The organism is Mesorhizobium sp. M0174 (genome assembly GCF_040322275.1).
GTDB lineage: Bacteria > Pseudomonadota > Alphaproteobacteria > Rhizobiales > Rhizobiaceae > Mesorhizobium.
Window position 1 is genome coordinate 375,787 of sequence record NZ_JAMYTB010000004.1, and the last position, 25,326, is coordinate 401,112.

A 25,326-nucleotide genomic window follows, 5' to 3' on the forward strand; every position below is an offset into this window, starting at 1 on the left:
CTAGGGCTGATTCGTGGATCTCCTGTTTCAGTAGAACTTTTTTAGCCGCAGTTTAAGGACTTGTTTGAGCGGGAGGACTAAGCTCAGGGGCACCAAGTACTGGCCACTTAGTCTCAATCTTCTTAAGAAGATTCAATCCAACACCCAACGTTGTTGGAGCAACAATGGTTAATACAATGCCTACCAAAGCCAAGATAACACCTAGAGAGATGTTATTCCAGAGATTACTTAAGCTGTCTATTACAGGTTGTTGAGTGGAAATTCTTTTGTCAACGTCGCTCTCAATCTGTCTAATTTTCTCAGAAAGCCCTTGAAGTGACAATATCTCTTTGCTCATGCCCCGAACAAGTTCGTTATCAATATCGTTTATAGCTTTTCCGTCATAAAGGTACGGTGGGCTTGATGTTCTATCCAAGCTACAAAACCAGATCTTAAAGGCGGGATCTCCTTCACATATCTGAACGGGCGATGGGCTGGCGTTGTAAACCGCGTATATCAGCTTTCCTTTGTACCCTGGATCAACGTGAAATCCCGAAACGTTAATAAGCCCTTGGTACTTAATGCGCGTCCGCATAGATATGAACGCCATAGCATCTGAAGGTATCGACACCTCCTCTTTTGTAAGGAGAAATGCGAACTGCCCGGGAGGAATCAAAAAGCATTGCTTCTCCGCTAAAACAGTTTTTCCTTGATGTTCTCCAGATAGTTCCGCCGTCTTAAAAAGGACATTACCCATGCGTAAGTTGTACGCATTCGCATCTATGTGCAATGGGTCAAAATCCATTACAACGGATTGATTAGCTAGAAGCTTTTCGCCGCTCCAGAATCCACCGCCGCCAAGATTATTCCGTGATGTAGAACTGGCGCTCACGCAATTCGCTCCTGCGCTGTATTACAGCTTCGTGGAGGTTGAGGCCTCGCTCTTCAGATATCTGTGCAACCCATGTCATGATGTCGATGTTGGCGCTACGCATAATAGGAAGGCAGTCTTCGGCGTGATCAATCTTCTCGCATGCGTCCGCAAACCGACCAGCTGCATCAGCAAAAGTGCGAAGCGGGTCGATTTGGGTGGCAGGTTTGACGGCAACATTTGGTGCGGGCAGATGCTGATGGAGTGTATTTGCTGCGCTAAGACAGACAAGTGCAGTGTCAGTCAACGTCCGGTCATAAGCCTTTGGCTCAGTCAAGCCGCGCGCCAGCCGTCCCACGTATTTGCAGTAGTGGAGTCCGTAATGTTTTAGCCTGTCGTTTTTATGCAAGCACAGGATATCGGAGTGGTTCCTCCGATCATGATGATACTGCTCCTGTTGCAGTTGCAGCATGTCGCCATCTGAAAACATAATCGCGCTCCCTTCCCCCAGGTTCGCGTTGCCATCCTGATTCTGAAGCCGAATCAAGCCGCATACCACGACTTTTGCGGCAAATCGGAGTTTCCCACAAGTTATTAAAGTAAGCGTGAAACCGAAGAAGGGGGCCACAGAAACGGTTTCGACTCACGTGATATATAGAGAGGATGTTTTGGCGATCCATCCTTATTCGAGCCGAGTGCACGAATTTCGCACCCAGTTTCCCGAACGAGTTGCTCAACGTCACGCAATCTCGAGGTAGCTGCCGGTAGATATTGCCGTGGCGGGCGAATGACACCCCAGCCCAAAACGATGAAGCCGCCAGCCTCTTTCACCTCAGTCGCTGCCCGAAGAATGTGACCATCGTTCAGCGGCCCGACAGGGTCACCGCTTGCCCATAACTCTCTAGACAATGTTGCAATGCGCGCCCACGGGTTTATGAACGTAAGTCGTTCGCAACCCCATAGTTTGGCATACCCAATTCCCCGCCGCAGAGTGGCGTCATCGGCCTCTTCATCGGCGATACTTGGATTGTGAAGCAAAAACGCCACCGGCGGCCGCCGTCCACCGATGGGACGGTCGAGGCGATAACGGTACTGTCGACATTCCGAGAAGATGGCTGTCAATGGTGCGCGCTCAGCAATGTGTCTGTTGGGGCGCAAATGGCCGCTGCGGGGCGACTCTGAAGTGCAAGGCCGGGAACCCGCAATGGCGAGTAACTATTTTCGCCGTGCAACGCTGGTCTGAAATTCCACTGCGTCCGGCCACAGGCACAGCCCCCTCAATCCCCCATCTTCAGCGCCTGGATAAACGCCTCCTGGGGAATATCCACCTTGCCAAACTGGCGCATCCGCTTCTTGCCCTCTTTCTGCTTGTCGAGCAGCTTGCGTTTACGCGAGACGTCGCCGCCGTAGCATTTGGCGGTGACGTCCTTGCGCAGCGCCGAGATGGTTTCGCGGGCGATGACCTTGCCGCCGATCGCCGCCTGGATCGGGATCTTGAACAGATGGTGCGGGATCAGCTCCTTCAGCTTCTCGCACATCTGGCGGCCGCGCTTTTCCGCCGCCGTGCGGTGGACCAGCATCGACAGCGCGTCGACCGGCTCCTCGTTGACCAGGATCGACATTTTCACCAGGTCGCCCTCGCGATAGTCGGTCAGGTGATAGTCGAAGGAGGCATAGCCCTTGGAGATCGACTTCAGACGGTCGTAGAAGTCGAAGACCACCTCGTTGAGCGGCAAATCGTAGATCAGCATGGCGCGCTTGCCGACATAGGACAGGTCGGCCTGGATGCCACGCCGGTCCTGGCAGAGTTTCAGGATGCCGCCGAGATAGTCGTCGGGGGTGAGGATGGTGGCGCGGATCCACGGCTCCTCGATGGCCGATATCTTGACCACCTCGGGCATGTCGGCCGGATTGTGCAGTTCCTTGACCGTGCCGTCGTTCAACAGCAGGCGGTAGACGACCGAGGGTGCGGTGGCGATGAGGTCGAGGTTGAACTCGCGCTCCAGCCGCTCCTGGATGATTTCAAGATGCAAAAGGCCGAGGAAGCCGCAGCGATAGCCGAAGCCGAGCGCGGCGCTGGTTTCCATTTCAAAGGAGAAGGACGCGTCATTGAGGCGCAGTTTGCCGACCGCGGCGCGCAGGTCTTCGAAATCGGCGGCGTCGACCGGGAACAGGCCGCAGAACACCACCGGCTGCGCCGGCTTGAAGCCGGGCAGGGCTTGTGCCGTCGGGCGCTTGTCTTCGGTGATGGTGTCGCCGACGCGGGTGTCGGCAACCTCCTTGATCGAGCCGGTGAAGAAGCCGAACTCGCCGGGGCCGAGCTCGTCGACATTGATGCGGGCGGGCGTGAAGACGCCGGTGCGCTCGACCAGGTATCTGGCGCCGGTGCCCATCATGCGGATGGTCTGGCCCTTCTTCAGCACGCCGTCGATGATGCGCACCAGCACGATGACGCCGAGATAGGCGTCGTACCAGCTGTCGACCAGCATCGCCTTCAAGGGGGCCGCGATGTCGCCCTCGCGCGGCGGTGGCAGATCGTTGACGATCGCTTCCAGCACGTCGGGGATGCCCAGCCCGGTCTTGGCCGAGATCAGCACGGCGTTGGAGGCGTCGATGCCGATCACCTCCTCGACCTGCTCGCGGATGCGCTCGGGCTCGGCAGCGGGCAGGTCGACCTTGTTCAGCACCACGACGATCTCATGGTTGTTGTCGATCGCCTGGTAGACATTGGCCAGCGTCTGCGCCTCGACCCCTTGCGAGGCGTCGACGACCAGCAGCGAGCCCTCGCAGGCGGCAAGCGAGCGCGACACTTCATAAGCGAAGTCGACATGGCCGGGCGTGTCGATCAGGTTGAGGATATAATCCTCGCCATTGTTGGCGCGGTATTTCAACCGTACCGTCTGCGCCTTGATGGTGATGCCGCGCTCGCGCTCGATGTCCATCGAGTCCAGCACCTGCTCCTTCATGTCGCGCAGCTCCAGCCCGCCGGTCGACTGGATCAGCCGGTCGGCAAGCGTGGATTTGCCATGGTCGATATGGGCAACGATGGAGAAGTTGCGGATGTTCTTGATCGGCGTGGTCATGCGGCGCGCTTTAGCAGGGGCACGGTATATCGGCAAGCGGCGGGGCGCGGGTGCGGCGGCAAGGCGGCAAAGTCGTTAAACTTTGATCCATGAGATTAGAGCATAGTTTGCGCCCGGCGTGGTAGCCCACCGGTCTATCGCCGTTTCGGGGGGATCGGAATGCCGCTGTCAGCACGCAAATTTCTCAGATCGGTGAGCGGCTCGTTCGCGCCGATGCTCGCCATCCTGCTTATCCCGATGGTTGCCGCATTGGGCTTTTCCATCGACTATACCTCGGCGGTTTCAACCAGGGCATCGATGCAGAACGCCCTCGATGCAGCGTCGCTGTCGATCACGACGCTTGCGACGGACACCTCATTGGCGGACCGTCAGGTAAAACTGCAGGAGGTATACCTGGCCAATGGCGGGCAAGGCACGGCCAAGCTCGACAGCTTCGTCGTCGCCACCGACGGCGCCGCCAGCATCAAGGCTTCGGCCGGCTTTGCCATGCCGACGAATTTCATGCAGATCGCCAGGATCAACACGGTGCAGGTCGGCGTTGCGTCGGCAGTGACAAAGCGGCCGGCATTGGTGCAAGCCACGTTCAAGGTGACCAAGGTCTCGGGCTGGTGGGGCAAGACAATGACGCTCTACGGCACCAAATTCGGGGACACGGTGGCCAACAAGCTGATGAAGATCACCTACACATACAACGGTTATGGCGATCCGAAAGGCTATGGCACGGCGACCGTCTCCACCATCAACGGAGCGACGATCACTACGGTCCAGCAGCAGGTGTGTACGACCACCACGGTGCTCAGCTTTTATGGGCTGCCCAGCACCACGATCACCCAGACCGCTTCCAACGGCAAGAAATATGCGACCACCTGCGTCAACACCATGTACCCGGCGACCGGTGCCGGCGCGGTGATCGACGTCAGCCAGATGGACCAGCTCTACCTGCAGATGGATGTGCCGTCAGGCAATCCAACGGTGCTCAAATCGAACGATCCGGCGACATCGAACCGCCTCTACGCGGACGGCGTCGAGATCGCCAGTGGCCAAACGGTCGATATCTTTACGCTGGTGCCGTGCGGCCAGACCAGCACACAAGCGTGGGAAGACGGGGGATCGCCGGTGCCGACATCTCCGACCATCACCGATTCCAACGCGGACTTTTTCTACACAGTAACCGGCAAGTGCGCCTTCAATCAGCGGGCATCGGAAACGCTGTTGACACAATAGGACGCCGCAGCTGAGTGCGAGGGCATATCGGCCCGCTTAGGCTGCCCGTCCATCACACCGCCGCCCGTCACACCGGGTGGCGTGTTGGTTGCGAGCGACCGTCTTCCCTTTGCCCCCTGTGGGAGAAGGCGGCCGAGCGAAGCTCGGTCGGATGAGGGGTGTTCCAGGGAACGCCGACGCCTCATTGCTTCCAGCACCCCTCAACCGTCTCGGCGCTTCGCGCCGATTCACCTTCTCCCACAAGAGGAAGAGAGAGCTGCGAACGATCACGAAGCGGTGATGCTGTAACGAACCGTGTTTCGGCGGCGAAGTGTGGACATGGAACCGCACAGGAGAACAGCGATGACCGGATCGAAACGCAGCACAGCCCTGATGGGGCTCGCCGCGGTACTGTTTTCGGCAACTGTGCTGTCGGCAACCGGCGCGGCCGCCGGCCAGACGCAGACCGTCGTCGAGCTGTTCACCAGCCAGGGCTGCTCGTCCTGCCCGCCGGCCAACGCCAATCTGATCAAGGTCAAGGACCGGCCCGGCGTGCTGGCGCTGTCCTTCAACGTCACCTACTGGGACTATCTCGGCTGGAAGGACACATTCGGCAAAGAAGAATTCACGCAGCGCCAGGTCCGCTATGAACCGTCGCTCGGCCGTTCCGGCCCGTTCACGCCACAAGTGGTGGTCAACGGCAAGGCCGATGCGGTCGGCGCCAGGCCCGGCGAGATCGAGCAGCTGATTTCGAGCGGCGGCCGCGCCGACGGACCTTCGCTGTCGCTCGCCGGCGGGATGGTCAGCATCGGCGCCGGTCCGGTGCCCGGAGGCAAGGCCGACGTCTGGCTGGTGCGTTACGGCAAGGGCGTCGTCGAGGTGCCGGTGGCGCGCGGAGAAAACACCGGCCGCACGCTGCCGCACGCCAATGTCGTGCATTCGCTGACCAGGCTGGGCAGTTGGACGCCACCGCGCTGCCGCTGCCGGCGACGACGGGCGGCCTTAGCACGGCGGTGCTGGTACAGGTGCCGGGCGGCGGGCCGATCCTTGCTGCCGCTACGAATTAGAAACCCGCGCGAAATTCCCCCAACGCGCAGCGGCGCCGCCGCATGCCGTCAACCCCTGCCAAACCCTAGGAGATCATCATGACCAATCGTTTGACCAATCGCCCGACCCTGGCGGTACTCGCCTTCGCACTTTGCTCGGCGGCGCTGTTCGCAGGAGGCGCGGCGCGAGCCGAAGATGCGATGAAGCCGGCGATGGCGACAAACGCCATGAAGCCGGCAACGGGCGCCATGAAGCCGGCAACGGACGCAATGAAGCCGGCCGGCGCCATGGCGGCTGACGCGATGGCCACGACCGCGATGAAGGCGACCGATCCGATGAAGGCCGACTGCATGAACAAGGCCGACGCCGAGACGGACGCCATGAAGAAGGCAGAGGCGACCAAGGCCTGCGATGCCATGGCTCCGGCCAAATAGGCGATGCGCACAGCAATGTGAGAGCCCGGCGGACCTATCCGTCGTATAATCCACGCCACATCATGGGAGATCAGACATGACCGCAGCCGTGAAACGATCGTCGATTTTCGCAAAAGCAGCAGCTGCCGCGCTCATCCTCACGGCCGCCGCCGCCGTATTCTGGCAGACCCCGGCAGTCTCGGCCGAAGACGCGGTGGTGATCCCGCCGCCGGCAATGGACGAGAAGGCCACCGCCGGCACCGAAAAGGCGGTCTTCGCCGGCGGCTGCTTCTGGGGTGTGCAAGGCGTGTTCCAGCACGTCAAGGGCGTCACCAGCGCCGTCTCCGGCTATGCCGGCGGCGACAAGGACACGGCCGTCTATGAAATGGTCGGCACCAGCCGGACGGGCCATGCCGAATCCGTCGAGATCACCTACGAGCCGTCCAAGGTTACTTACGGCCAGCTGCTGCAGGTGTATTTCTCGGTGGCGCACAATCCGACGCAACTGAACTACCAGGGGCCGGACAGCGGCACACAGTACCGTTCGACGATCTTTGCGGAAAACGACACGCAGAAAAAGATCGCCGAAAGCTATATCGCCCAGCTCGACAAGGCCAAGGTGTTTCCTAAGCCGATCGTGACGACGCTGGAGACCGGCAAGAGCTTCTATCCGGCCGAGGACTACCACCAGGACTTTCTGACCCTCAACCCGACTTATCCCTATATCGTCTACAATGATTTGCCCAAGGTCGAGAACCTGAAGCGGCTGTTCCCCAACCTCTACAGCGAAAAGCCGGTGCTGGTGCTGGCCGCTAACAAGAGCTGAGCTTTTGCGCCGGCGGGCGCGACGGAGAATAAGCGTCGGCGATCCTTCGCACCCCCTCTGTCCTGCCGGACATCTCCCCCGCAAGGGGGGAGATCGGCTATCACCTCGACCTTCGCCAAATCTCCAACGTTCAGGACGAGCGGAGCGCTGAAACTGCTAATCTCCCCCCTTGCGGGGGAGATGGCCGGCAGGCCAGAGGGGGGTGCTGTCCCGCCAACGTCTCGAAACTACCTCCCCTTTTTCCAGGGCAGGCTCCAGCGCACTTTCTCCAGCGTCGCCTTTGCCTCGGCCGAGTCCGGGTCGGGCTCTGTCTCGCGATAATGCGCCGAGCCCTCAGGCGGGTAGGCAAGCGTGTTGTTGAGGGCGAATTTGTCGATCTGGCTGAAGTCGGGGAAAGGCAGATTTTGCGCCTCGCGCCAATCGCCGACCCTTTTCTCCGCGGCGATGCGTTTTTCGTCGTCGACCGGAAGGTCGGTGGCTCTGTATTCCAGTGACGAAGGGAAGGCGAACTGCGCGCCGGCATCATCCATGACGTTGATCATGGACAACAGGATGTCCTCGCGGATGGCTTGAAAATCGGCCACGTCGGCGGTTTTGATATAAGTGAACACGTCGATATCGAGCGAATAGGCGCCGAAGCCGGCAAAGCGCACGCGGCACGGCTCATCGATAACGCGCGGATGGGCAATCAGCAGCTTGCGCAGCTCGGCCAGGACGTAACGCAGCTGATCGGGCGTCGTCTCGTAGCGCAGCTGCAGCGTCGTCGCGAACCGGGTGCGGTCGCGATGGGCGTAGTTCTCGATCTGCATGCCGGCGAAATCCGAGTTCGGCACCGAGATGATGGTGCGGTCGAGCGACCTGATGCGCGTCGAGCGCATGCCGATATGCTCGATCGTGCCGGACTGGTCGCCGAACTTGCAGAAGTCGCCGACGCTTACCGGCCGGTCGGCATAGAGCGTCAGGCCGGAGAGGAAGTTCTGCAGCGTCGGCTGCGCGGCCAGCGCCACCGCCAGACCGCCGATGCCGAGACCGGCGATGACGCCTTCGTAGGGGATGGCGAGCACTTCGGCCAACAGCAGGAAGGCGACGACCAGCACGGCGACGCGTGCGACGCCGGTGGACAGCGAAATCAGCGTGTCGTGATAGCCGGGCACTTGCCACAGTCCGCGATAGTGTTCGGCGACCTTGCCGATCAGATGCCAGACCACCGGCACGGCGCCGATCACGATCAGGCTCCAGGCGATTGCCTTGACCGGGGCGGCGACCACTTGCGGCAGACCGAGCGGGCGCAGCGTCAACAGCAGGAAGAAGCCAAGCACGATCGAGCGCACCGCCCATTCGACGATGCGGAAGAAGGCCGGGCTGTCCGTCCTTCGCACAAACAAGGAAATCAGCGCATTGGCGATGAAGCCGAAGACGATGCCGGCCAGTGCGGCAAGGCCGAGCATCCACCATTGCCAGTGCTCCATCGGGCCGGCGCGGGTGAGCAGGCCGGGGCTGATCTCGCGGGCGAGGCCACGGGCGATAAAGAACGGGTCGGTGCTGGCGAAGGCGGCGAATTCCGGCGCCACCGGCACGTCTTCGACGTCGGCGTAGAGCGCGCGGATGTGGGCGAGCGTCTCGGGCGTGAACTGCCAGATCTTGCGCTTGCCGGTGCCGTCGGGGTCAGTCTCGACCGGGCCGATGACGATGTTGCCGGCGGGATGCTCGAAATAGACGAAGGGGGTGTTGCTCTTCGGATCGTCGGGGATCTCCTGCCAATAGACGTAGCCGATGCGGTCGATGACCTTTTTGAGATAGCGCTCGAGCAGGAACGCCTCGTCGCCACGCACCGCCTGACTGTAGTTGCGCAGGTCGAGCGCCGCCTGTGCCGGATCGCCGGCTTCGGTGAGGCCGCTCAACAGCACCTTGAACGTATCGCGCGGCGAGGCGAGCCTGCTCGGATCGTCGACCATGTCTACGGCTTCGCCACGCGCTTCCTGGAATTCGGCGAGCTTGGCCTGAAGCTGGCCAAGTGGCGGCCCGACGATGAACCAGTCGCCATTCTTGCGGCGAAAAGTGACGGCGAAGGAGACCCTGGTGCCGTATTGCGGCAGCGTCGCCGTCACCTCGTCGCTGGAAATAATGTCATGCGGCAGGCTCCACAGACGGAACGTCGCGTTGTCGATGACGGTGAACAGCAGCTTGGTGTAATCGGGCATGTTGAGGCCGCCGCGGTCGGCCTCGGTGACGTCGACGAGACCCGCCGCCAGACCGGCAAGACCCATGCCGCCGCCGGTGGCGCGCGGCACGTTGTCGGCGCCGCTCTCGTTCATCGTCTGCAGGAACGAGCGCATGGTGCTCATCGGGCTCGACTGGTCGACACGCACGTCCTCGACGGCGCTGACGCGCACACCTGTCCACCATTCGGCGGTGGCGGCATCGAAGCGGCCCATGAAGCTGCCGCCGTCAGGCGATTGGACGAAGGTGAAGGCGCCCTGGCGGTCGCCTTCGAACCAGTGGCCGACAAGCTTGTCGCCTTCGGCCTTTGCCTCGATACGGCCGTTATAAAGCGGGTACACGCCCTTTACGTCGGCGCCGGTCTGCTCGAACTTGATCTGGGCGCCGCCGCCGCGCCATTTCGTGTCCCACACGCCCGTCCAGTTGGCCGCGTCCTGGGCATGCGCCTGCGGCATGGCCGGCAGCAGGCCGGCAAGCGCGAGTGCGCCGATCAGCGCGACTGTCCGGATCAGCAAAAGCAACAGCCGATCCTGTCCTGCCGCAGAAAAGGGGTTCATTCTGTTGCCCTTCTTCTTGCCGGCGATTCTGCTGGGCCGGCCAGAGAAGGTTATTCCGCTTGAAGATGAATATTCTGTTTCAGGCGGCGACGGCGATGCCGGTCAGTCATAGGTCAGATCCGTCGCCTTGCCACCGAACACGCGGTAGGCAAAGAACGAATAGAAGATGATGATCGGCAGCACGACGGCCGTGCCGACCAGGATGACGGCCAGGCTTTCGGGTGCCGAAGCAGCCTGCCAGATGGTCAGCCGGTCGGGCACCACGAAGGGGTAGAAAGACCAGGCGAGGCCGGCAAAGCCGAGCGTGAAGATCGCGGCCAATGTCAGGAACGGGAGCAGCGCGTGGCGGTCGCCGGGTTTCGGCATATGGAAGGTCTGGCGCCACAGCCACAGGAACAGCACTGCCGACAGGATCGGCAGCGGCGACAAATAGAGCATGGCCGGCCAGACGAACCATTTGTCGAAGATGCGCGCGCTGGCAAAGGGCGTGGCCAGCGATACCGCGACCATGCCGAGCGCGGTCAGCACCAGCGCCGTGCGCAGCCACAGCACCGCCTTCTTCTGCAGATCGCCTTCCGTCTTGTAGATGACCCAGGCCGCGCCCATCGCCGCGTAGGCCGCGGCAAGGCAGAGCGCCACCAGCGCGCCGAACGCCATGCCGCCAGGGCCGACGTCGAGGCCGAGCACATAGACGCCGAGCATATAGCCCTGCGCCAGCGACGCGATGACCGAGCCGAGGAAGAAGATGCGGTTCCAGCGGTGCTTCCTGCCGGCCGGCACCTTGGCGCGGAAATCGAAGGCGACGCCGCGCAGGATCAAGCCGACCAGCAGTACGAAAACCGGAATGTAGAGCGCGGTCAGGATGGTGCCGTGCGCCAGCGGGAAGGCGACCAGCAGCAGGCCGACCGCCAGCACCAGCCAGGTCTCGTTGGCGTCCCAGAACGGGCCGATGGCGGCGATCATCGTATCCTGTTCGGTGCCTTCGGCTGCGGCGAACAGGATGCCGATGCCGAGATCGAAGCCGTCGAGGATGACGTAGATCAGGATGGCGAGGCCCATCAGCCCGGCGAAGATCAGAGGCAGCAGGGTCGGCCAGTCGAAGCTCATGATGTTTCTCCTGGTTGCGCAACCGGCTGCGACAGCGGCCTGTTCATGACGCCCGGCAGCGGCGAGGTGTCTCCATCCTTCGCCGCCTTCAATGCCAGATGCACCAACACGCTGAGATAGGCGACCAAGAGCAGCACGTAGAGGATGAGGTAGACCGCGAGCGACAGCGCGACATGGCTGCCGGCGACCGGCCCGACAGCATCGGCGGTACGCAGCACGCCGGTGACCAGCCAGGGCTGGCGGCCGATCTCAGTGGTGTACCAGCCGGCCAGCGTCGCCAGCCAGCCGGACAGCGCCATAGGCACCATGACGAGCGCCAGCGGCTTGGGCAGGCTGTGGCGGCGCTTGAGGAAGAAGGCCGCCGACCAGGAGACGGCGAGCATAAGGAGGCCGGTGCCGACCATGATGCGAAAGCCCCAGAACACCGGAAATACCGGCGGATGGTTGCCGGCATAATCGTTCAGCCCCGGCACGACGCCGCCGGCGCTGTGCCTGAGGATGAGGCTGGCGCCGTCGGGAATGGTGAGCTCGAACCTGTTCTCGCTCGCCGCTTCATCGGGAAGCGCAAACAGCACCAGCGGCACGTTGGGACCGGTGTTCCAGTTGGCCTCCATGGCGGCGATCTTCTGCGGCTGGTGTTCGAGCGTGTTGAGGCCGTGCTGGTCGCCGGCGAAGATCTGGATCGGGATCAGGATCGCGGCGGTGAAGACGCCGGTGCGCAGCGCCTTCCACATCGATTCCGAACGATCGCCGTAGAGATAGCGCAGCGCCGACAGGCCGGCGATCAGGAACGAGACGGTCAGCCCCGAAGCAAGCAGCATATGGACGAGCCGGTAGGGCATGGACGGATTGAAGACAACGGCCCACCAGTCGGTGGCGTGCGCTACACCATCGCGCATCTCGAAGCCGGCCGGCGTCTGCATCCACGAATTGAGTGCTATGATCCAGAAGGCGGACAAGGTGGTGCCGCCGGCCACCAGCACCGTCGCCAGCGTATGGACGCGGTTCGAGACGCGGCGGAAGCCGAACAGCATGATGCCGAGGAACGCCGCCTCGAGGAAAAAGGCGGTCAGGATCTCGTAGGCCAGCAGCGGGCCGGCAATGTTGCCGACCGTCTCCATATAGCCCGGCCAGTTGGTGCCGAACTGAAAACTCATGGTGACGCCGGAAACCACGCCCATGGCGAAGGACAGCGCGAATACCTTAACCCAGGTGAAATAAGCGCGCATCCAGGCCGAATCGCCTGTCGCGTTGTAGCGGAGCTTGAAGAACAGCAGCACCCAGCCGAGCGCGATGGTGATCGCCGGGAACAGGATGTGGAACGAGATGTTCGCGCCGAACTGAATGCGCGACAGAATGAGCGGGTCCATGGCGGCTCCGGCTGCTGCTTGTTTGTACAAGGATAGGCTTCATGCGCGGGACGGTCAAAGCGGCGTCCCGCCGCGAGGCGGAACGCCGCAGTGTCGGTGAATCTGTTTTTGCCTGGATTTGGCTGGACGATCGGCCAGGTGTCGCCTATTCCGGCGAACCTCGATGTCCAGAACTGTCAGGAGCGGCATTGACATCCGGGTTTGCGAACCGACATTCAGCGGATTAAATCAACAACTCTGTTTCAAGCAGCCGTTTTCAGCCATGCAGCCGATCATCTCGATTTCCGGGGTCACCAAGACCTACGCCACCGGCTTCAAGGCGCTGAAGGAGATCAATCTCGATATAGTGCGCGGCGAGATCTTTGCGCTGCTCGGTCCGAACGGCGCCGGCAAGACGACGCTGATCTCGATCGTCTGCGGCATCGTCAACCGCTCCTCGGGTTCCGTCACCGTCGACGGCCATGACATCAACCGCGACTACCGCGCGGCGCGCAGCCTGATCGGGCTGGTGCCGCAGGAACTGACCATCGACGCCTTCGAGAGCGTGTGGGCGACGGTTAATTATAGCCGCGGCCTGTTCGGCAAGCCGGCGGACAAGGCGTTCGTCGAAAAAGTGCTGCGCGACCTGTCGCTCTGGGACAAGAAGGACGCCAAGGCGATCACGCTGTCCGGCGGCATGAAGCGCCGGCTGATGATTGCCAAGGCGTTGTCGCACGAGCCGCGCATCCTGTTCCTCGACGAACCGACGGCAGGCGTCGATGTCGAGCTGCGCCAGGACATGTGGGCGATGGTGCGCCGGCTGCGCGAAGACGGCGTCACCATCATCCTGACCACGCACTACATCGAAGAAGCGGAGGCGATGGCCGACCGCGTCGGCGTCATCAACCGCGGCGAGATCGTGCTGGTCGAGGACAAGGCCGAGCTGATGCGCAAGCTCGGCCGCAAGCGGCTTGTGCTGGAACTGCGCAGTCCCCTGGCCACCGTTCCCGACGCCTTTTCGCGCTACGCGCTGGAGCTTTCGCCGGATGGCGGGCAGCTGACCTATACTTATGACAACCAGAGCGAACGGCCGGGCGTCGCCTCGTTGATCCGCGAGCTCGAGGCGGCCGGCATCCAGTTCCGCGACATCGATACGGAAAACAGCTCGCTTGAGGAGATCTTCGTCAATCTGGTGAGGAAACCGGCATGAACCCGCGCGCGGTCATGAATCTTCATGCGGTATGGGCGATCTATCGGGTGGAGATGGCGCGCGCCCTTCGCACGGTGCTGCAGAGCATTGTTTCGCCGGTCATTTCCACGTCGCTCTATTTCGTCGTTTTCGGCTCGGCCATCGGCTCGCGCATCACCGAGATCGACGGCATCAGCTACGGCGCCTTCATCGTGCCGGGGCTGATCATGCTGTCGCTGCTGACGCAGTCGATCTCCAACGCTTCTTTCGCCATCTATTTTCCGAAATTCGTCGGCTCGATCTACGAATTGCTGTCGGCGCCTGTGTCCTATCTGGAGATCGTCATCGCCTATGTCGGGGGTGCGGCGACAAAGTCGATCGTGCTTGGCCTGATCATCCTGGCGACGGCCTCGCTGTTCGTGCCGCTTCACATCGAGCATCCGTTCTGGATGCTCGCCTTCCTGGTGCTGACGGCGGTGACCTTCAGCCTGTTCGGCTTCATCATCGGCATCTGGGCGAAGAGCTTCGAGCAGCTGCAGCTGGTGCCGCTGCTGATCATCACGCCGCTGACCTTCCTCGGCGGCAGCTTCTATTCGATCAACATGCTGCCGGGCATCTGGCGCACGGTGACGCTGTTCAACCCGGTCGTCTACCTGGTCAGTGGCTTCCGCTGGAGTTTTTACGGCAAGTCCGACGTTTCGGTCGGCGTCAGCCTCGGCATGACGGTTGTTTTCCTGCTCGTCTGCATAGCAATCGTCGCCTGGATCTTCAGGACCGGCTACCGGCTGCGCAACTGAGCGACTGGCCTGCCAGGCAAAGCAGCCTTATCAGTCAACGGAAACAGCGCTGAGTGCAGCCCTTGCGACGATGCCCTTGATCTTCATGTTTTGTTATATATCATGTTATTGTTTTTCGCGAGACGGATTGGTTTATGGAAGACATCATACGATCGCTTGGCTTCTTGTGCCTGGGCAGCAGGATGAAGCGTATAGGCGAGCAACTGCAAGCGGAGGCGCAGCGCCTGCTCGACCGGCTGGATGTTCCGGTTCAGGCGAGCCAGTACCCACTGCTGGCCGCGCTCGACAGGCTGGGCCCGCTGCCTGTCGGGGAACTGGCGCAATCGCTTGGCATCGCGCAGCCGGGTGTAACGCGAAGCGTCTCGCTTCTGGCCGGATTGGGATTGCTCGAGGTTAGTCCGTCGACCGATGACCAGCGGCGCAGGATTGTCTCTCTCACTCGGGACGGCCGGCGGCTGGTCGATGTCGCAAAGCGCGAGGTCTGGCCGCGCATCGAAAACGCCGTTGCGGATTTGTGCGCGGATCTTTCGGGGCCGCTTCTTGAGCAGCTGACCGCCATCGAGGACGGTCTAGCCGCGGCTCCTCTCGACCGTCGAGTGAAAAATCCGGAGGCCGCGGCGTAATGAGACACCTGCTCGACCGCCCTATCTGGAGCGCGCTTCAGACGCGACATCGGGCGTTCGCACAAGGTAATGACCTCGCCAGGCGGTATCGGCCGTCGATCGTTCCGTTCGCCGCCACTGGCGCCGACGACGCCGAAAGCCTGCGGGCGCTCGAACAGCTTGTCTCCGCGGGCGAGAGTGTCATCCTGCTTCAGTCGGACGCCATTGCTCTGCCCGCGGGGCTTTTTGCGACTTCCACCGCAGCCGGGGTTCAAATGATTGCCGAGCGGCCGTTGCAAACCGTGTCTGACCAACGTGTGCAACGTCTGACCCGAGACGATGCGGCTGAGATGCTCGCCCTGGCATTGCTCACCAAGCCTGGCCCATTCACGCTCGAAGCCCTGAGCCTGGGCGATTTTTGGGGCGTGAAAATCGAGGGCAGACTTGTGGCAATGGCCGGCGAGCGCATGAAGCAACCTGGCTATACCGAACTCAGCGGGGTGTGCTCACATCCGGAATTTCGCGGCGGTGGCCTAGGCAAGCTGCTGTCCCTGTTCGTGGCAAACCGGATAATGGCGCGCGGCGAAGTTCCCTATCTCCACGCCTATGCCAGCAACGCCACGGCCATCAGACTATACGAGTCCATTGGCTTCAGGTTGCGAAGCACAATGAATGTGGCCGTGGTTCAGCGCACCGAATGATTGGTCGGCGCATGATGCGCAGCATGGATGCATCTCATATCAGGAAAGGAAGGATTTCGTATGGTCGAAATCCTTCCTCGAGACTGCAAGGCCTTCCTGCGTCTCAGACCGCGATCTTGCCGCCGCCTTGCCTGGTGATGGCAACGACCGCCGGGCGCACCGGCATGTCCGGCTTGAAGTCAGGCCAGCGGGTCGACAAATCCTCATAATAGGACGGACGCCCAAAAGCCTCCCAATCCTCGCCACCGTCGCCTGGATGCTGGACGGCAACGAAAGCAGTCTGGTCGTCCGGCGCAAACAGGGGACCACACATTTCGGCGCCGATCGGCACACGGAAGAACAGCTTTGAGGTCGCCCGCGCCGGGCCTTCCGTGTCGACCGCCCACAGGCCGTCGGTGCGGCCTGTGGCCTTCGGGCCCTGGCCGTCGGTAGCAACCCAGAGGCGGCCGGCCGAATCGACCGCGCAATTGTCCGGCATGCCGAACCAGCCATTGGCAGTGGTTGCGGTGGAGAAGGTGGCGCCGATTTCGGCCACGGCGGGATCGCCGCATTTCAGCAGGATTTCCCACTTGCCCTTGGTGGCGGCAAAATCACCGCCGTCCTCGACGATCTCGATGATGTGGCCAAAGGCATTTTCGGCGCGCGGGTTGGCGGGGTCGACCTGATCGGCCTTGCGCTTCGAATTGTTGGTCAGCATGACATAGACTTTGCCATTGGCGGCATTGGGCTGGATGTCTTCCGGACGGTCCATCTTGGTGGCGCCGAGCAGGTCGGCGGCGCGGCGCGTCTCGATCAGCACGTCGGCCTGGCTGGCAAAGCCGTTCTCCGCCGTCAGCGGCCCTTGGCCGAAGACGATCGGCAGCCATTCGATTGAACCGTCCTCGGCGAACTTGGCGACATGCAAGGTGCCGTCGTCGAGCAAATTCATGTTGGCGGCGCGATCGTCCGGATTGAACTTGCCTGTGGTGACGAACTTATAGACATAGTCGAAGCGCTCGTCGTCGCCGAGGTAGAAGACGACACGGCCATCCTTGGCGACGATCGATTCTGCGCCCTCATGCTTGAAGCGGCCCATGGCGGTGCGCTTCCTCGGCACCGACGTCGGATCCTGGACGTCGACCTCGACGATCCAGCCGAAGCGGTTCGGCTCGTTCGGCTCCTTGCCGATATCGAAACGGTCGTGATGCGCCGCCCATTCATAGGCGCCTTCGGGAATGCCGAGGCGCTTGTAGTTGGCCGCCTCGTTATGGCCCTGCGGCAGCTCGCCCGAGAAATAGCCGTGGATGTTCTCCTCGGCCATGACATAGGTGCCCCACGGCGTGACGCCGCCGGCGCAGTTGTTGAGGGTGCCGATGACCTTCGTACCGCTCGGGTCGGCGCTGGTCTTGACGCGGTCGTGGCCGGCGACGGGGCCAGACAGTGCCATCTCGGTATTGGAAGTGATGCGGCGGTTGAGCTTGCCGTCGCGCACGACCTGCCATTTGCCGGCTTCTTTGCGGATCTCGACAATGGTGCCGCCATGCGCGGCCATCTCGACATCGACTTGCTCCTTGCTGAGGGGCGCCTGCTTGGCTTTGCCATCGACGATGGTGACGAGGCCCGGGAACATCAGATGCGGATTGGTGTATTCGTGGTTGACGACCAGCAGGCCATGCTCGGCTGAGCCGCCGATCGGGATATAACCGACATAGTCGTTGTTGTAGCCGAATTGTCTGGCCTGGGCTTCCGCCGACTGTTTTGTCGGATCGAATTCCGGCGAATCGGCGAACAGCGGATCGCCCCAGCGCAGCAGCACGTCGGCGTCATAGCCAGGTGCGACGTGATGCTTGTCGTCGATGCCGGCCTCGAGCTCGTCGAAAGCGAAGGCGGAGCCTTCGGCGGCGCGGGCGTTGTCGGCGGCGATCAGCGCCAGCGGGCTGACGGTAGCGGCTATGGCCGAGACGGCAAGCGAGCCCTTGAGGAAGCCGCGGCGCGAGAACCGCGCGGCGATGATCTCACCCATGGTGCGGTTGTCGGTGGGATTGGCTCCTGGCCCATCGTTTTCCTCGAGCAGACTGGTGCGGAAATGGGCGTCAGGGGTGCGATGTTCGGTCGAGCGCTGTTCAGTCATGGGGGCCTGCCTCTGGCTGGATGGATTGCTGGAGCGTGTTGTCTGGCCAATCCGGTATTACCGGCAGGTCACAGTTTGATGACATGCCGGCTAATTGCCACCTGCGATTTCGTATCCAACATCAGTCCCGCTTGACCGCGACCGGCGCTTCGGAAACAAGAGCTGCGGCAGGCGCGTAGGGACCGCATCGGGAGGAACAAAAGTGAGTTTCTGGGGACTTGGGCAGCTCTGCGTTTCGACCGTGATCTTCCTGCTGGCGGCGATGGCCGCAAAACAGTGGGGGCTGGCGCCGAGCCTCGGCAAGATCGTGCTGACGTTGGCGCTCTATTCGCTGGGCAATCTGATCATGCTGAGGCTGATCCGTGAATTCGGCATGTCGGTGTCGTTCAGCCTGTCGGCGGTGATCCAGCTGGTGTCGGTGAATGTGGTGGCGCTGGTCTTCTTCGGCGAGCGCGTCAATGCCTTACAGGCAACCGGCATTGTGCTTGCCGTCGCAGCTGTGGCGCTGATCACGCTCGGGCCCTATCTGCAAAGGCTGTAGCTGCGATCAGGCCGATGAAGAAGATTGCAAGCAGACTGCGCAACTGGCTGGAGTTCCCGGTTCTGCTGGCCGGGCTGGTCATTGCCGGCGGGCTGTGGGGGTTCGAAGAACTGATGGAGCTGGCGCGGGCGACCACGCCGCATGCCTTCGACACCGAAATCCTGCTTGCCTTCCGCAAGGCCGGCCAGCCCGACAATCCGATCGGACCGGCGTGGCTGGAAGGAGCGATGCGCGACGTCACCAGCCTTGGCAGCGCCAGCGTGCTGGTGCTGATCACGGCAGCAATGATCGTCTATCTGCTCCTTATCCGCAGGCCAGGCGCGGCGCTTCTCATGTTCGTCGCGGTGGCGGGCGGCCAGCTCCTGTCAAGCGTGCTGAAATTCGATATCGACCGGCCGCGCCCCGATCTGGTCTCGCATCTCGCCGATGTGGCATCGCTTTCGTTTCCGAGCGGCCACGCCATGCTGTCGGCGGTGACGTATTTGACGCTGGGCAGCATGGCGGCACGGTTTTTGCCCGGGCGCACGACGAAGATCTATGTGCTCGTGCTGGCGGTGCTGACGACGGTGGTGGTCGGCATCAGCCGCATCTATCTCGGCGTCCACTGGCCGTCCGACGTGCTGGCCGGCTGGTGCGCCGGCTTTGCCTGGGCGATGCTGTGCTGGCTGGCGGCACGACTGCTGCAGCGATGGCTAGGGCGGGCCGACGGCACCTGACGTCGGCCGGACTATTTCAAATCAGCCTGTTGATCAGGCCATGTCCGCAGCCTGCCAGCAGGAAAACCATCGACAGCACGACTGTCGAGGTCGCCAACGCTTTGAATGTCTTCACCTGCTCATCCTTTTTGAGGTCCTACTGTAAAATCGGTACCGTAATGGATGTCCCGCCAAACGATGCCGAGGTTTGTAGCATGCCAGCGCACCGGCTGGCAAAGACTGTTGCATGTTTCACATATGCAAGATGATGTTTGACCCATCATCATGAAGGTATTATACGTGATACTGCAGAACTCAGACGGGGTTTTGACCGATGATCACTGCCGCGCAGATGCGTGCCGCGAGGGCGCTGGCCGGCATCGATCAGAAGACCCTCGCCGAGCGCGCCGGGGTTTCGCTTCCAACCATTCAGCGCATGGAAGCGAGCGACGGCGTGGTCCGGGGCGTGGTCGATACGCTGATGAAGGTCATCCAGGCCCTTGAAGAGGCCGGGGTCGAGCTGATCGGCGAAAACCAGGCGAGCGAGCGTGGCGGCAGGGGCGTTCGCCTCAAGCCTGTCACGCCGCAGAACCCGCAAGGCTGACGCTACTGCCGCATCGCCGAAAATCAAATTCGGTTTTCGGATAGTCCGATGCGCGGGTCAAAAGTGTTGGGGCGTATCTGTGCGCCTATTTGGACGCACGCCGCTCCAAGTCGCGACGGCGACCGCCGACAGTCCTGCCGACGATCCCGCCGCTCCTTGGTTTCATGCGGAAGGCACTCGATGGATCAGACGCAGCGGGCAGTGCATCAACCGGCGCGGCCGACATTTTCCGAACTGTTCACCCCGAAGCTGGTGACGGTGCTGCGGGAGGGCTACACGCTCACGCATTTCAAGGCGGATGCCATCGCCGGGCTGACTGTCGCCATCATTGCGCTGCCGTTGTCGATGGCAATTGCCATTGCTTCAGGCGTGACGCCGGAGCGCGGGCTCTACACCTCGATCATTGGCGGCTTCCTGGTCTCGGCGCTTGGCGGCAGCCGTTTCCAGATCGGCGGCCCGGCCGGCGCCTTCATTGTGCTTGTGGCGGCGACAGTGGCGCGGGTTGGCGTCGACGGCTTGCTGCTGGCGACGATGATGGCCGGCGTGTTCCTGCTTGCCATCGGCTATCTCAGACTTGGCACCTACATCAAGTTCATCCCCTACCCGGTGACCGTCGGCTTCACCGCCGGCATCGCTGTCATCATCTTCTCCGGCCAGATCGTCGAACTGTTCGGGCTGAAGCTCGCCGGCAAGGAGCCAGGGCCGCTGGTGCCGAAGCTGATGGCCATCGGCGAAGCGGCCGGAACAATCAACCTCGCCGCAACTGCGGTGGCGGCGCTGACCATCATCACCATTGCGACGTTGAGGCGGTTTCGGCCGAAGTGGCCGGCTATGCTGATTGCCATCGGACTGGCATCCCTCGTCGTCGCATTGCTCGCCATGCCGGCCGAGACGATCGGCACGCGCTTCGGCGGCATCCCGCGCAGCCTGCAATGGCCGGCCTTCCCGCCGCTCAGCCTCGACAGGATAATCGACGTGCTGCCGGACGCCATCGCCTTTGCGCTGCTCGGGGCGATCGAATCGCTGCTGTCGGCCGTCGTCGCCGACGGCATGACCGGAAGGCGGCATCGCTCCAATTGCGAGTTGGTGGCGCAAGGCTTCGCCAATATCGCCTCCGCCTTGTTCGGCGGCATATGCACCACTGGCACCATTGCCCGCACCGCGACCAATGTACGGGCCGGCGCGCATGGACCGGTCTCAGGCATGATGCACTCGGCCATTCTGCTTGCTCTGATGCTGGTGGCGGCACCGCTGGCCAGCTATATCCCGCTTGCAGCACTTGCCGGCGTGCTGGCGGTGGTGTGCTGGAACATGTTCGAGAAACAGGCCTTCGCCACCTTGCTGCGCGCCTCGCGCGGCGATGCGCTGGTACTGATGGCGACGTTCCTGATCGTCATCTTCCGCGACCTGACCGAAGGCATCGTCGTCGGCTTCGCGCTAGGCTCGATCCTGTTCATCGACCGCATGGCCAAGAGCATCGCGGTGGAGGCGGACCATCAATCCCTGGTGCAGGAAGACGTCGCCGACCGAGCCAGCGCTTATGATTCCAGCGAGGCGAGCGATGCCGACACCGTCGTCTACCGGATATCGGGCGCCTTTTTCTTCGGCGCCGCCTCGACCGTCGGCACGGTGCTGGACCGCATCGCCGACCAGCGCAAGAACTTCATCCTCGACTGTTCGGCGGTGCCGTTCTTCGATTCGACGGCGGCCAATGTCATCGAGGGCGCGGCCCACAAGGCCAAGCGCGCCGGCGTTCGCTTTATTATCTCAGGCGCTTCACCGCAGACACGCCGCATGCTGATCAACCACGGTGTCAAGCGGCCGCTGGTGACTTATGCCGCATCGATCACGGATGCGCGGGCGCAGCTGAAGAAAGCCGCGCCCGCCGCCTGAGCTGGCAACTGCCGGCTTAGTCGAGGCCCAACGCTGAGACCTCGCCCTCGTTCATCAGCGGCACGAAGATTGTCGACTTGCCATCTGTGCCGATATCGGCGCTGCCCGGCTTGAACGTCGCAACCACTTGCGGCGTACCGCCGGCTTTGTAGCGGTAGAGCGTGCCGGTCATATAGGCAGTGGCGTAGATGCTGCCGCCGATGGCAACGACGCCATCGAGGTTGGCAAAGTTTTCCGCGCCAGCCAGAGGCGAAACGGCCTTGGTGGCGAGATCGACCGAGAGCAGGCCGCCCGGCTCCGCGGTGCTGAAGTCGGGCTTGATGCCCTTGCCCCACGAAGCGACGATCAGCCGGCCACCATCGGCGAAGATGCCATTCGGCGAAGCGAGCGCCGCATCCTTGATGAACAGTTCGAGCCGGTCGCCGTCGATGCGATAGATCGTATCGGCAAGCATATCCGTGACGTAGACCTTGCCGGATGCATCAGCGGTCATGTCGTTGAGAAAGACAGCGTTCGGCACGTCGATCGTCGACGCTAGCTTGCCGCTTTGGAGATCGACGACGCGCACATGGGTGATGTCGGCGACGTAGAGTTTGCCGCCGGCAATCGCCATGCCCTTGGGCGCGTCCATGCCGTCGGTCCAGTGTTGTGTGACCAGCTTGCCGTCCATCGACAGAACCGACAGATAGCCGTTGCCGTCGGCTTCGCCGGGATTGCCGACGATGTTCGAGACGATAACGCGCTGGCCGGCGGCGTCGAACAGCGCCGATTCAGGTTGCTCGAGGCCGCTGGCGCGCCAGAGTTCAGCGGCCTGAACTGCCGGCGCAGTCGCGATGCCGAAGATGGCGAGAAGTATCGGTGTGAAGAGGCTTTTCATGGCTAGTCTCCCGTAATGGACTGGCGGAGAGCTAGGCCTTTCGATACTTTCCGGGAAGATCTATCGGGACTAGTACCGAAGGTTGATACCAAATCGTGCAAAAGAGGTGCATCCCGTGAACGGCCTGATCTTCGACGCGCTGAAGCGGACGCTGAAGGCCAAGGGCGTGACCTACCGCGTCCTTGCCGAGCGAATGGGCGTTTCCGAGCCGACGGTGAAGCGCATCTTCCACGAGCGCAACTGCAAGCTCGACCGGCTGATGGAGATCTGCGCTGCCGCCGGCGTGGAGTTGGAGAACGTGCTCGGCTCTATGAACAGAGGACCAGGACCTGCCAACCACGTCGCGCCGGAGATCGAGCGCAAGCTCGCCGGCCGGCCGGCACTGCTGTTCATCTTCGTCATGCTTTCGGAAAAATTTACGCCCGAAGGCATCATGCGCTCACAGGGGTTGAGCGAGGCTTCGATGTTCCTCTATCTGCGAGACCTCGAGGAGTTGGGGCTGGTCGCGCTCGGTCGCGGCCTGTCGGCCAGGCTGCTGGTCGAGACGCCAATCCAGTGGAATTTCGACGGGCCATTGCGGCCACTGTTCGAGGTGACCAACAAGAACTTCATCGGCTGGGCCATCACGCATCTGGAGCGCGAGGCGACATTCGTCAGCTTCTCCAGGCGGATGCGGCCCGAGACGGCGGAAATGGTCAGGCGGGAGGCGGAGGAACTGGCCGAGCGCGCCAAATTGCTTGCGCATCACGATCAGCACACGACGCCCGAAGACGGGCTGGTCGGTTACAAGTGGACGTTTGCGTTCGGCGCAACGCCGTTCCCGGTGATCATGCCGATAGGGCCGCATCCGCGCGACGCCGGCGCGCGGACACCCGGCCGGGCCGCCGCAAAGACACGACGGCCGCTGCCGGCCTAGCCGCCACTCTGAACCCTTGTTTCGGCGCTGGTAATCCAGGGCTTGTCGTCCCAAATCATCTGCCGGTAGTCGAAACCATATTCGAGGGTCGGCTTGATGATGCGGAAATAGGGCGACAGGTCGAAGTCGCGCGGCGTGTAGAGCGAGTGATGGCGGATGTGCAGGATTTCCTTGCGCGAATAGCGTCTCACGGCGTGTAAGGCTTGTAGCCGGACGATTCCTCCTGCAGTCGGCCGGCAAGCCAGCGGCCAAGTCGGTCCAGAAGCGTGTCGCCGGGCTCGGTCATGCCAGACGGCGATTATCACAGGCGGCCAATTACACATGATCAGCCCACGCCAGGCGCGCCGGCGTCTTCGTGCGATACCGCTGTGAGATCGTCGCGCACCTTGTGGGCAAGCTTCCTTGTCGAGCGCTTCGGACGGTCGCCGAAAAGCTCGGCCGCCTCGGCGAGGCAGGTTTTTTTCAGGCTCTTTTCCGAGCGCTTCAGCAGCTTGGCAAGCAACCGCGTGTCCTCAGGGGGACCGAGCGGCTGGTCCTCGGCATCGAGAAGCGCGCGCATGACGAACACGTCGTGCAGTTCGCCGAGCCGCTCGCCCAATTCATCGACGGCCTTGCGCCGGGCCTTGATCGGCGTCGGCCACAGCCGGCCGAGCAGCGACAGGTGCATGCCATGCGTCTTGGCCGCCTTGCGCAGGTCGTGAAAGTCATCGGCTTCGCCGCGCGAAGCCGCCTTGTCCAGCGCTTTCCTGGCGCGGCGCAAAGTGGCGCGCGCGCCTTCGGCGAGCACGTCGGCAGCCTGCTCCGGCTGGTCGGGCAGAGCGAGCTTGTCGATCCGGCCGACACCTTCCTCGCAAGCGGCGATCGCCGCGCCTATCGCAGCATCGAGGCCTGCTCCGCCATGCAGTTCATGCTGGCGCGCGACGAGCCGGTCGCGAACGGCATCGAGGCCACCGCCGGCACTTTGCTCGGGAAAGCTTGCCGCTAGCCGGTCGATTGTTTCCACCAGTGCGGTTGCCTCGCGCGGGCCGGCAAGCAGGGCCGCCACCTGGCGGTAGCATTCATTCTCAGTCACGCAGAATGTTTCGTCTCCGGAACGGACAAGGCGCAGCAAGGCGCGGACGTTCTTCAGCCGTTTGCGACAGTTGTGCAGCCCCTGCTCGGGCCTGTCACGCGCGGCGTCCAGATGGACAAGCGCCTTGCCGATCTCCTCAGCGAGGATGCGTCTGATCTCGCCGGTCAGCGAGATGTGCGGATCGATACGAAAGCTCATGCGACGATCTCCGAAATCCCCCCAAGGGCGAGCGACGCGTTGTAAAATCTCGACTCGCCGGTGACTTCACGGCCGAGCCAATCTGGCAGCATTTCGTCCGGTACATCCTCCGGCGTCTCGAGCTCGGCGATCACCAACCCCGCAAGCGTCCCGCCGAAGACATCGACTTCGTAGAGATAGCCGCGGTGTCTAACATGATGGCGTGTCTTCTCGATGACATGTCCGATGGCAAAGGCCTGCATCTCCTGCGCCTCCGCCAAAGGCACCGGATATTCGAATTCATCGCGCTGGCGTGCCTGGCTGCCGAACTTGAGCGTCAGCTTGGCGACGGCATCATTGCTGATGCGCACACGCACCGTACGGCTGGGTTCGGCGACAAGGTAGAATTGACGGATATGAATGTCCGCCTCGACCATTGCCCGCCATTCCTCACCTGAGACCAGGAATTTACGCTCGATTTCCTTGCCCATGGCCAT

23 protein-coding genes and 2 pseudogenes are annotated in these 25,326 nt (G+C 62.2%); 13 read left to right on the forward strand and 12 right to left on the reverse strand.

The genetic code is table 11. The features are described from left to right. Nucleotides 1–52: 52 nt before the first annotated feature. The 4 genes from NKJ13_RS11330 to lepA all read right to left on the reverse strand — a co-directional run bounded on the left by NKJ13_RS11330 (nt 53) and on the right by lepA (nt 3,933). Entirely contained in the window at nt 53–871 is an 819-nt protein-coding gene (locus tag NKJ13_RS11330) for a dCTP deaminase domain-containing protein (RefSeq protein WP_352691870.1), read from the reverse strand. Then, complete coding sequence (locus tag NKJ13_RS11335) at nt 843–1,340, reverse strand: hypothetical protein (protein ID WP_352691872.1); 498 nt, start codon at nt 1,338–1,340, stop codon at nt 843–845. Before NKJ13_RS11335 ends, NKJ13_RS11330 begins: the two co-directional genes overlap by 29 nt. 104 nt (nt 1,341–1,444) lie before the next feature. Next, complete coding sequence (locus NKJ13_RS11340; protein WP_352691874.1) at nt 1,445–2,008, reverse strand: DUF1643 domain-containing protein; 564 nt, start codon at nt 2,006–2,008, stop codon at nt 1,445–1,447. Between the two features lie 119 nt (nt 2,009–2,127). After that, nucleotides 2,128–3,933: a translation elongation factor 4 gene (gene lepA, locus NKJ13_RS11345; RefSeq protein ID WP_352691876.1), complete on the reverse strand. Its 1,806-nt coding sequence runs from the start codon at nt 3,931–3,933 to the stop codon at nt 2,128–2,130. A 159-nt stretch (nt 3,934–4,092) separates the two neighbouring features. Here lepA and NKJ13_RS11350 point away from each other — a divergent pair, with 159 nt between their 5' ends. From NKJ13_RS11350 to msrA, 4 genes and pseudogenes are all read left to right on the forward strand, one after another. After that, nucleotides 4,093–5,157 carry a TadE/TadG family type IV pilus assembly protein gene (locus tag NKJ13_RS11350; RefSeq protein ID WP_352691878.1) on the forward strand — a complete coding sequence of 355 codons (1,065 nt, stop codon included), beginning with the start codon at nt 4,093–4,095 and terminating at the stop codon, nt 5,155–5,157. A gap of 342 nt (nt 5,158–5,499) precedes the next feature. Further along, nucleotides 5,500–6,203, forward strand: a pseudogene (locus NKJ13_RS11355) (DUF1223 domain-containing protein). 78 nt (nt 6,204–6,281) lie between these two features. Beyond that, on the forward strand, nt 6,282–6,617 hold the full coding sequence (locus NKJ13_RS11360; protein ID WP_352691881.1) for a hypothetical protein: 336 nt from the start codon (nt 6,282–6,284) through the stop codon (nt 6,615–6,617). 76 nt (nt 6,618–6,693) lie between these two features. Beyond that, nucleotides 6,694–7,422, forward strand: a complete 729-nt coding sequence (gene msrA / locus NKJ13_RS11365; protein ID WP_352476876.1) for a peptide-methionine (S)-S-oxide reductase MsrA — start codon at nt 6,694–6,696, stop codon at nt 7,420–7,422. A 227-nt stretch (nt 7,423–7,649) separates the two neighbouring features. On the opposite strand, the gene NKJ13_RS11370 is transcribed toward msrA, so the two are convergent. The 3 genes from NKJ13_RS11370 to NKJ13_RS11380 form a co-directional block, all read right to left on the reverse strand. Further along, nucleotides 7,650–10,199, reverse strand: coding sequence for a mechanosensitive ion channel family protein (locus NKJ13_RS11370; RefSeq protein ID WP_352509390.1), 2,550 nt, complete (start codon nt 10,197–10,199; stop codon nt 7,650–7,652). 102 nt (nt 10,200–10,301) lie between these two features. Further along, complete coding sequence (locus NKJ13_RS11375) at nt 10,302–11,306, reverse strand: cytochrome d ubiquinol oxidase subunit II (protein WP_352509391.1); 1,005 nt, start codon at nt 11,304–11,306, stop codon at nt 10,302–10,304. Next, nucleotides 11,303–12,676, reverse strand: a complete 1,374-nt coding sequence (locus NKJ13_RS11380; RefSeq protein WP_254818041.1) for a cytochrome ubiquinol oxidase subunit I — start codon at nt 12,674–12,676, stop codon at nt 11,303–11,305. Before NKJ13_RS11380 ends, NKJ13_RS11375 begins: the two co-directional genes overlap by 4 nt. A 262-nt stretch (nt 12,677–12,938) precedes the next feature. Here NKJ13_RS11380 and NKJ13_RS11385 point away from each other — a divergent pair, with 262 nt between their 5' ends. The 4 genes from NKJ13_RS11385 (at nt 12,939) to NKJ13_RS11400 (ending at nt 15,944) form a co-directional block, all read left to right on the forward strand. After that, nucleotides 12,939–13,865 (forward strand): ABC transporter ATP-binding protein, encoded by a 927-nt coding sequence (locus NKJ13_RS11385; protein ID WP_352509392.1) that lies wholly within the window; start codon nt 12,939–12,941, stop codon nt 13,863–13,865. 14 nt (nt 13,866–13,879) lie between these two features. Continuing rightward, entirely contained in the window at nt 13,880–14,641 is a 762-nt protein-coding gene (locus NKJ13_RS11390) for an ABC transporter permease (RefSeq protein WP_352509411.1), read from the forward strand. A gap of 134 nt (nt 14,642–14,775) precedes the next feature. Next, nucleotides 14,776–15,264 (forward strand): MarR family winged helix-turn-helix transcriptional regulator, encoded by a 489-nt coding sequence (locus NKJ13_RS11395; RefSeq protein ID WP_352737833.1) that lies wholly within the window; start codon nt 14,776–14,778, stop codon nt 15,262–15,264. Beyond that, complete coding sequence (locus NKJ13_RS11400) at nt 15,264–15,944, forward strand: GNAT family N-acetyltransferase (protein WP_352476871.1); 681 nt, start codon at nt 15,264–15,266, stop codon at nt 15,942–15,944. The genes NKJ13_RS11395 and NKJ13_RS11400 overlap by 1 nt, the downstream gene beginning before the upstream one ends. Nucleotides 15,945–16,047: 103 nt before the next feature. Here NKJ13_RS11400 and NKJ13_RS11405 read toward each other — a convergent pair whose 3' ends face one another. Continuing rightward, on the reverse strand, nt 16,048–18,054 hold the full coding sequence (locus NKJ13_RS11405; RefSeq protein WP_352737834.1) for a PhoX family protein: 2,007 nt from the start codon (nt 18,052–18,054) through the stop codon (nt 16,048–16,050). A gap of 202 nt (nt 18,055–18,256) precedes the next feature. Between NKJ13_RS11405 and NKJ13_RS11410 the strand changes: the two genes are divergently transcribed. The 4 genes from NKJ13_RS11410 to NKJ13_RS11425 all read left to right on the forward strand — a co-directional run bounded on the left by NKJ13_RS11410 (nt 18,257) and on the right by NKJ13_RS11425 (nt 21,787). After that, entirely contained in the window at nt 18,257–18,595 is a 339-nt protein-coding gene (locus NKJ13_RS11410) for a hypothetical protein (protein WP_352737835.1), read from the forward strand. Nucleotides 18,596–18,609: 14 nt separating this feature from the next. Further along, a complete protein-coding gene (locus NKJ13_RS11415) occupies nt 18,610–19,311 on the forward strand; it encodes a phosphatase PAP2 family protein (protein WP_352476869.1) in 702 nt (233 codons plus the stop codon). A 313-nt stretch (nt 19,312–19,624) separates the two neighbouring features. After that, nucleotides 19,625–19,894 (forward strand): helix-turn-helix domain-containing protein, encoded by a 270-nt coding sequence (locus tag NKJ13_RS11420; RefSeq protein ID WP_292656925.1) that lies wholly within the window; start codon nt 19,625–19,627, stop codon nt 19,892–19,894. A 180-nt stretch (nt 19,895–20,074) separates the two neighbouring features. Next, nucleotides 20,075–21,787 (forward strand): SulP family inorganic anion transporter, encoded by a 1,713-nt coding sequence (locus NKJ13_RS11425; protein WP_352701120.1) that lies wholly within the window; start codon nt 20,075–20,077, stop codon nt 21,785–21,787. Nucleotides 21,788–21,803: 16 nt separating this feature from the next. On the opposite strand, the gene NKJ13_RS11430 is transcribed toward NKJ13_RS11425, so the two are convergent. After that, nucleotides 21,804–22,664, reverse strand: coding sequence for an SMP-30/gluconolactonase/LRE family protein (locus tag NKJ13_RS11430; protein ID WP_352509402.1), 861 nt, complete (start codon nt 22,662–22,664; stop codon nt 21,804–21,806). A gap of 115 nt (nt 22,665–22,779) precedes the next feature. On the opposite strand from NKJ13_RS11430, the gene NKJ13_RS11435 reads away from it, so the two are divergent. After that, complete coding sequence (locus NKJ13_RS11435; protein WP_352737836.1) at nt 22,780–23,580, forward strand: helix-turn-helix domain-containing protein; 801 nt, start codon at nt 22,780–22,782, stop codon at nt 23,578–23,580. On the opposite strand, the pseudogene NKJ13_RS11440 reads toward NKJ13_RS11435, so the two are convergent. From NKJ13_RS11440 to NKJ13_RS11450, 3 genes and pseudogenes are all read right to left on the reverse strand, one after another. Next, nucleotides 23,577–23,762 (reverse strand): annotated as a pseudogene (locus tag NKJ13_RS11440) (hypothetical protein); the annotation flags it as partial. The gene NKJ13_RS11435 and the pseudogene NKJ13_RS11440 overlap by 4 nt on opposite strands. Nucleotides 23,763–23,905: 143 nt before the next feature. Next, nucleotides 23,906–24,850: a CHAD domain-containing protein gene (locus NKJ13_RS11445; RefSeq protein ID WP_352737837.1), complete on the reverse strand. Its 945-nt coding sequence runs from the start codon at nt 24,848–24,850 to the stop codon at nt 23,906–23,908. Next, nucleotides 24,847–25,320 (reverse strand): CYTH domain-containing protein, encoded by a 474-nt coding sequence (locus NKJ13_RS11450; RefSeq protein WP_352737838.1) that lies wholly within the window; start codon nt 25,318–25,320, stop codon nt 24,847–24,849. Before NKJ13_RS11450 ends, NKJ13_RS11445 begins: the two co-directional genes overlap by 4 nt. Nucleotides 25,321–25,326: the final 6 nt, after the last annotated feature.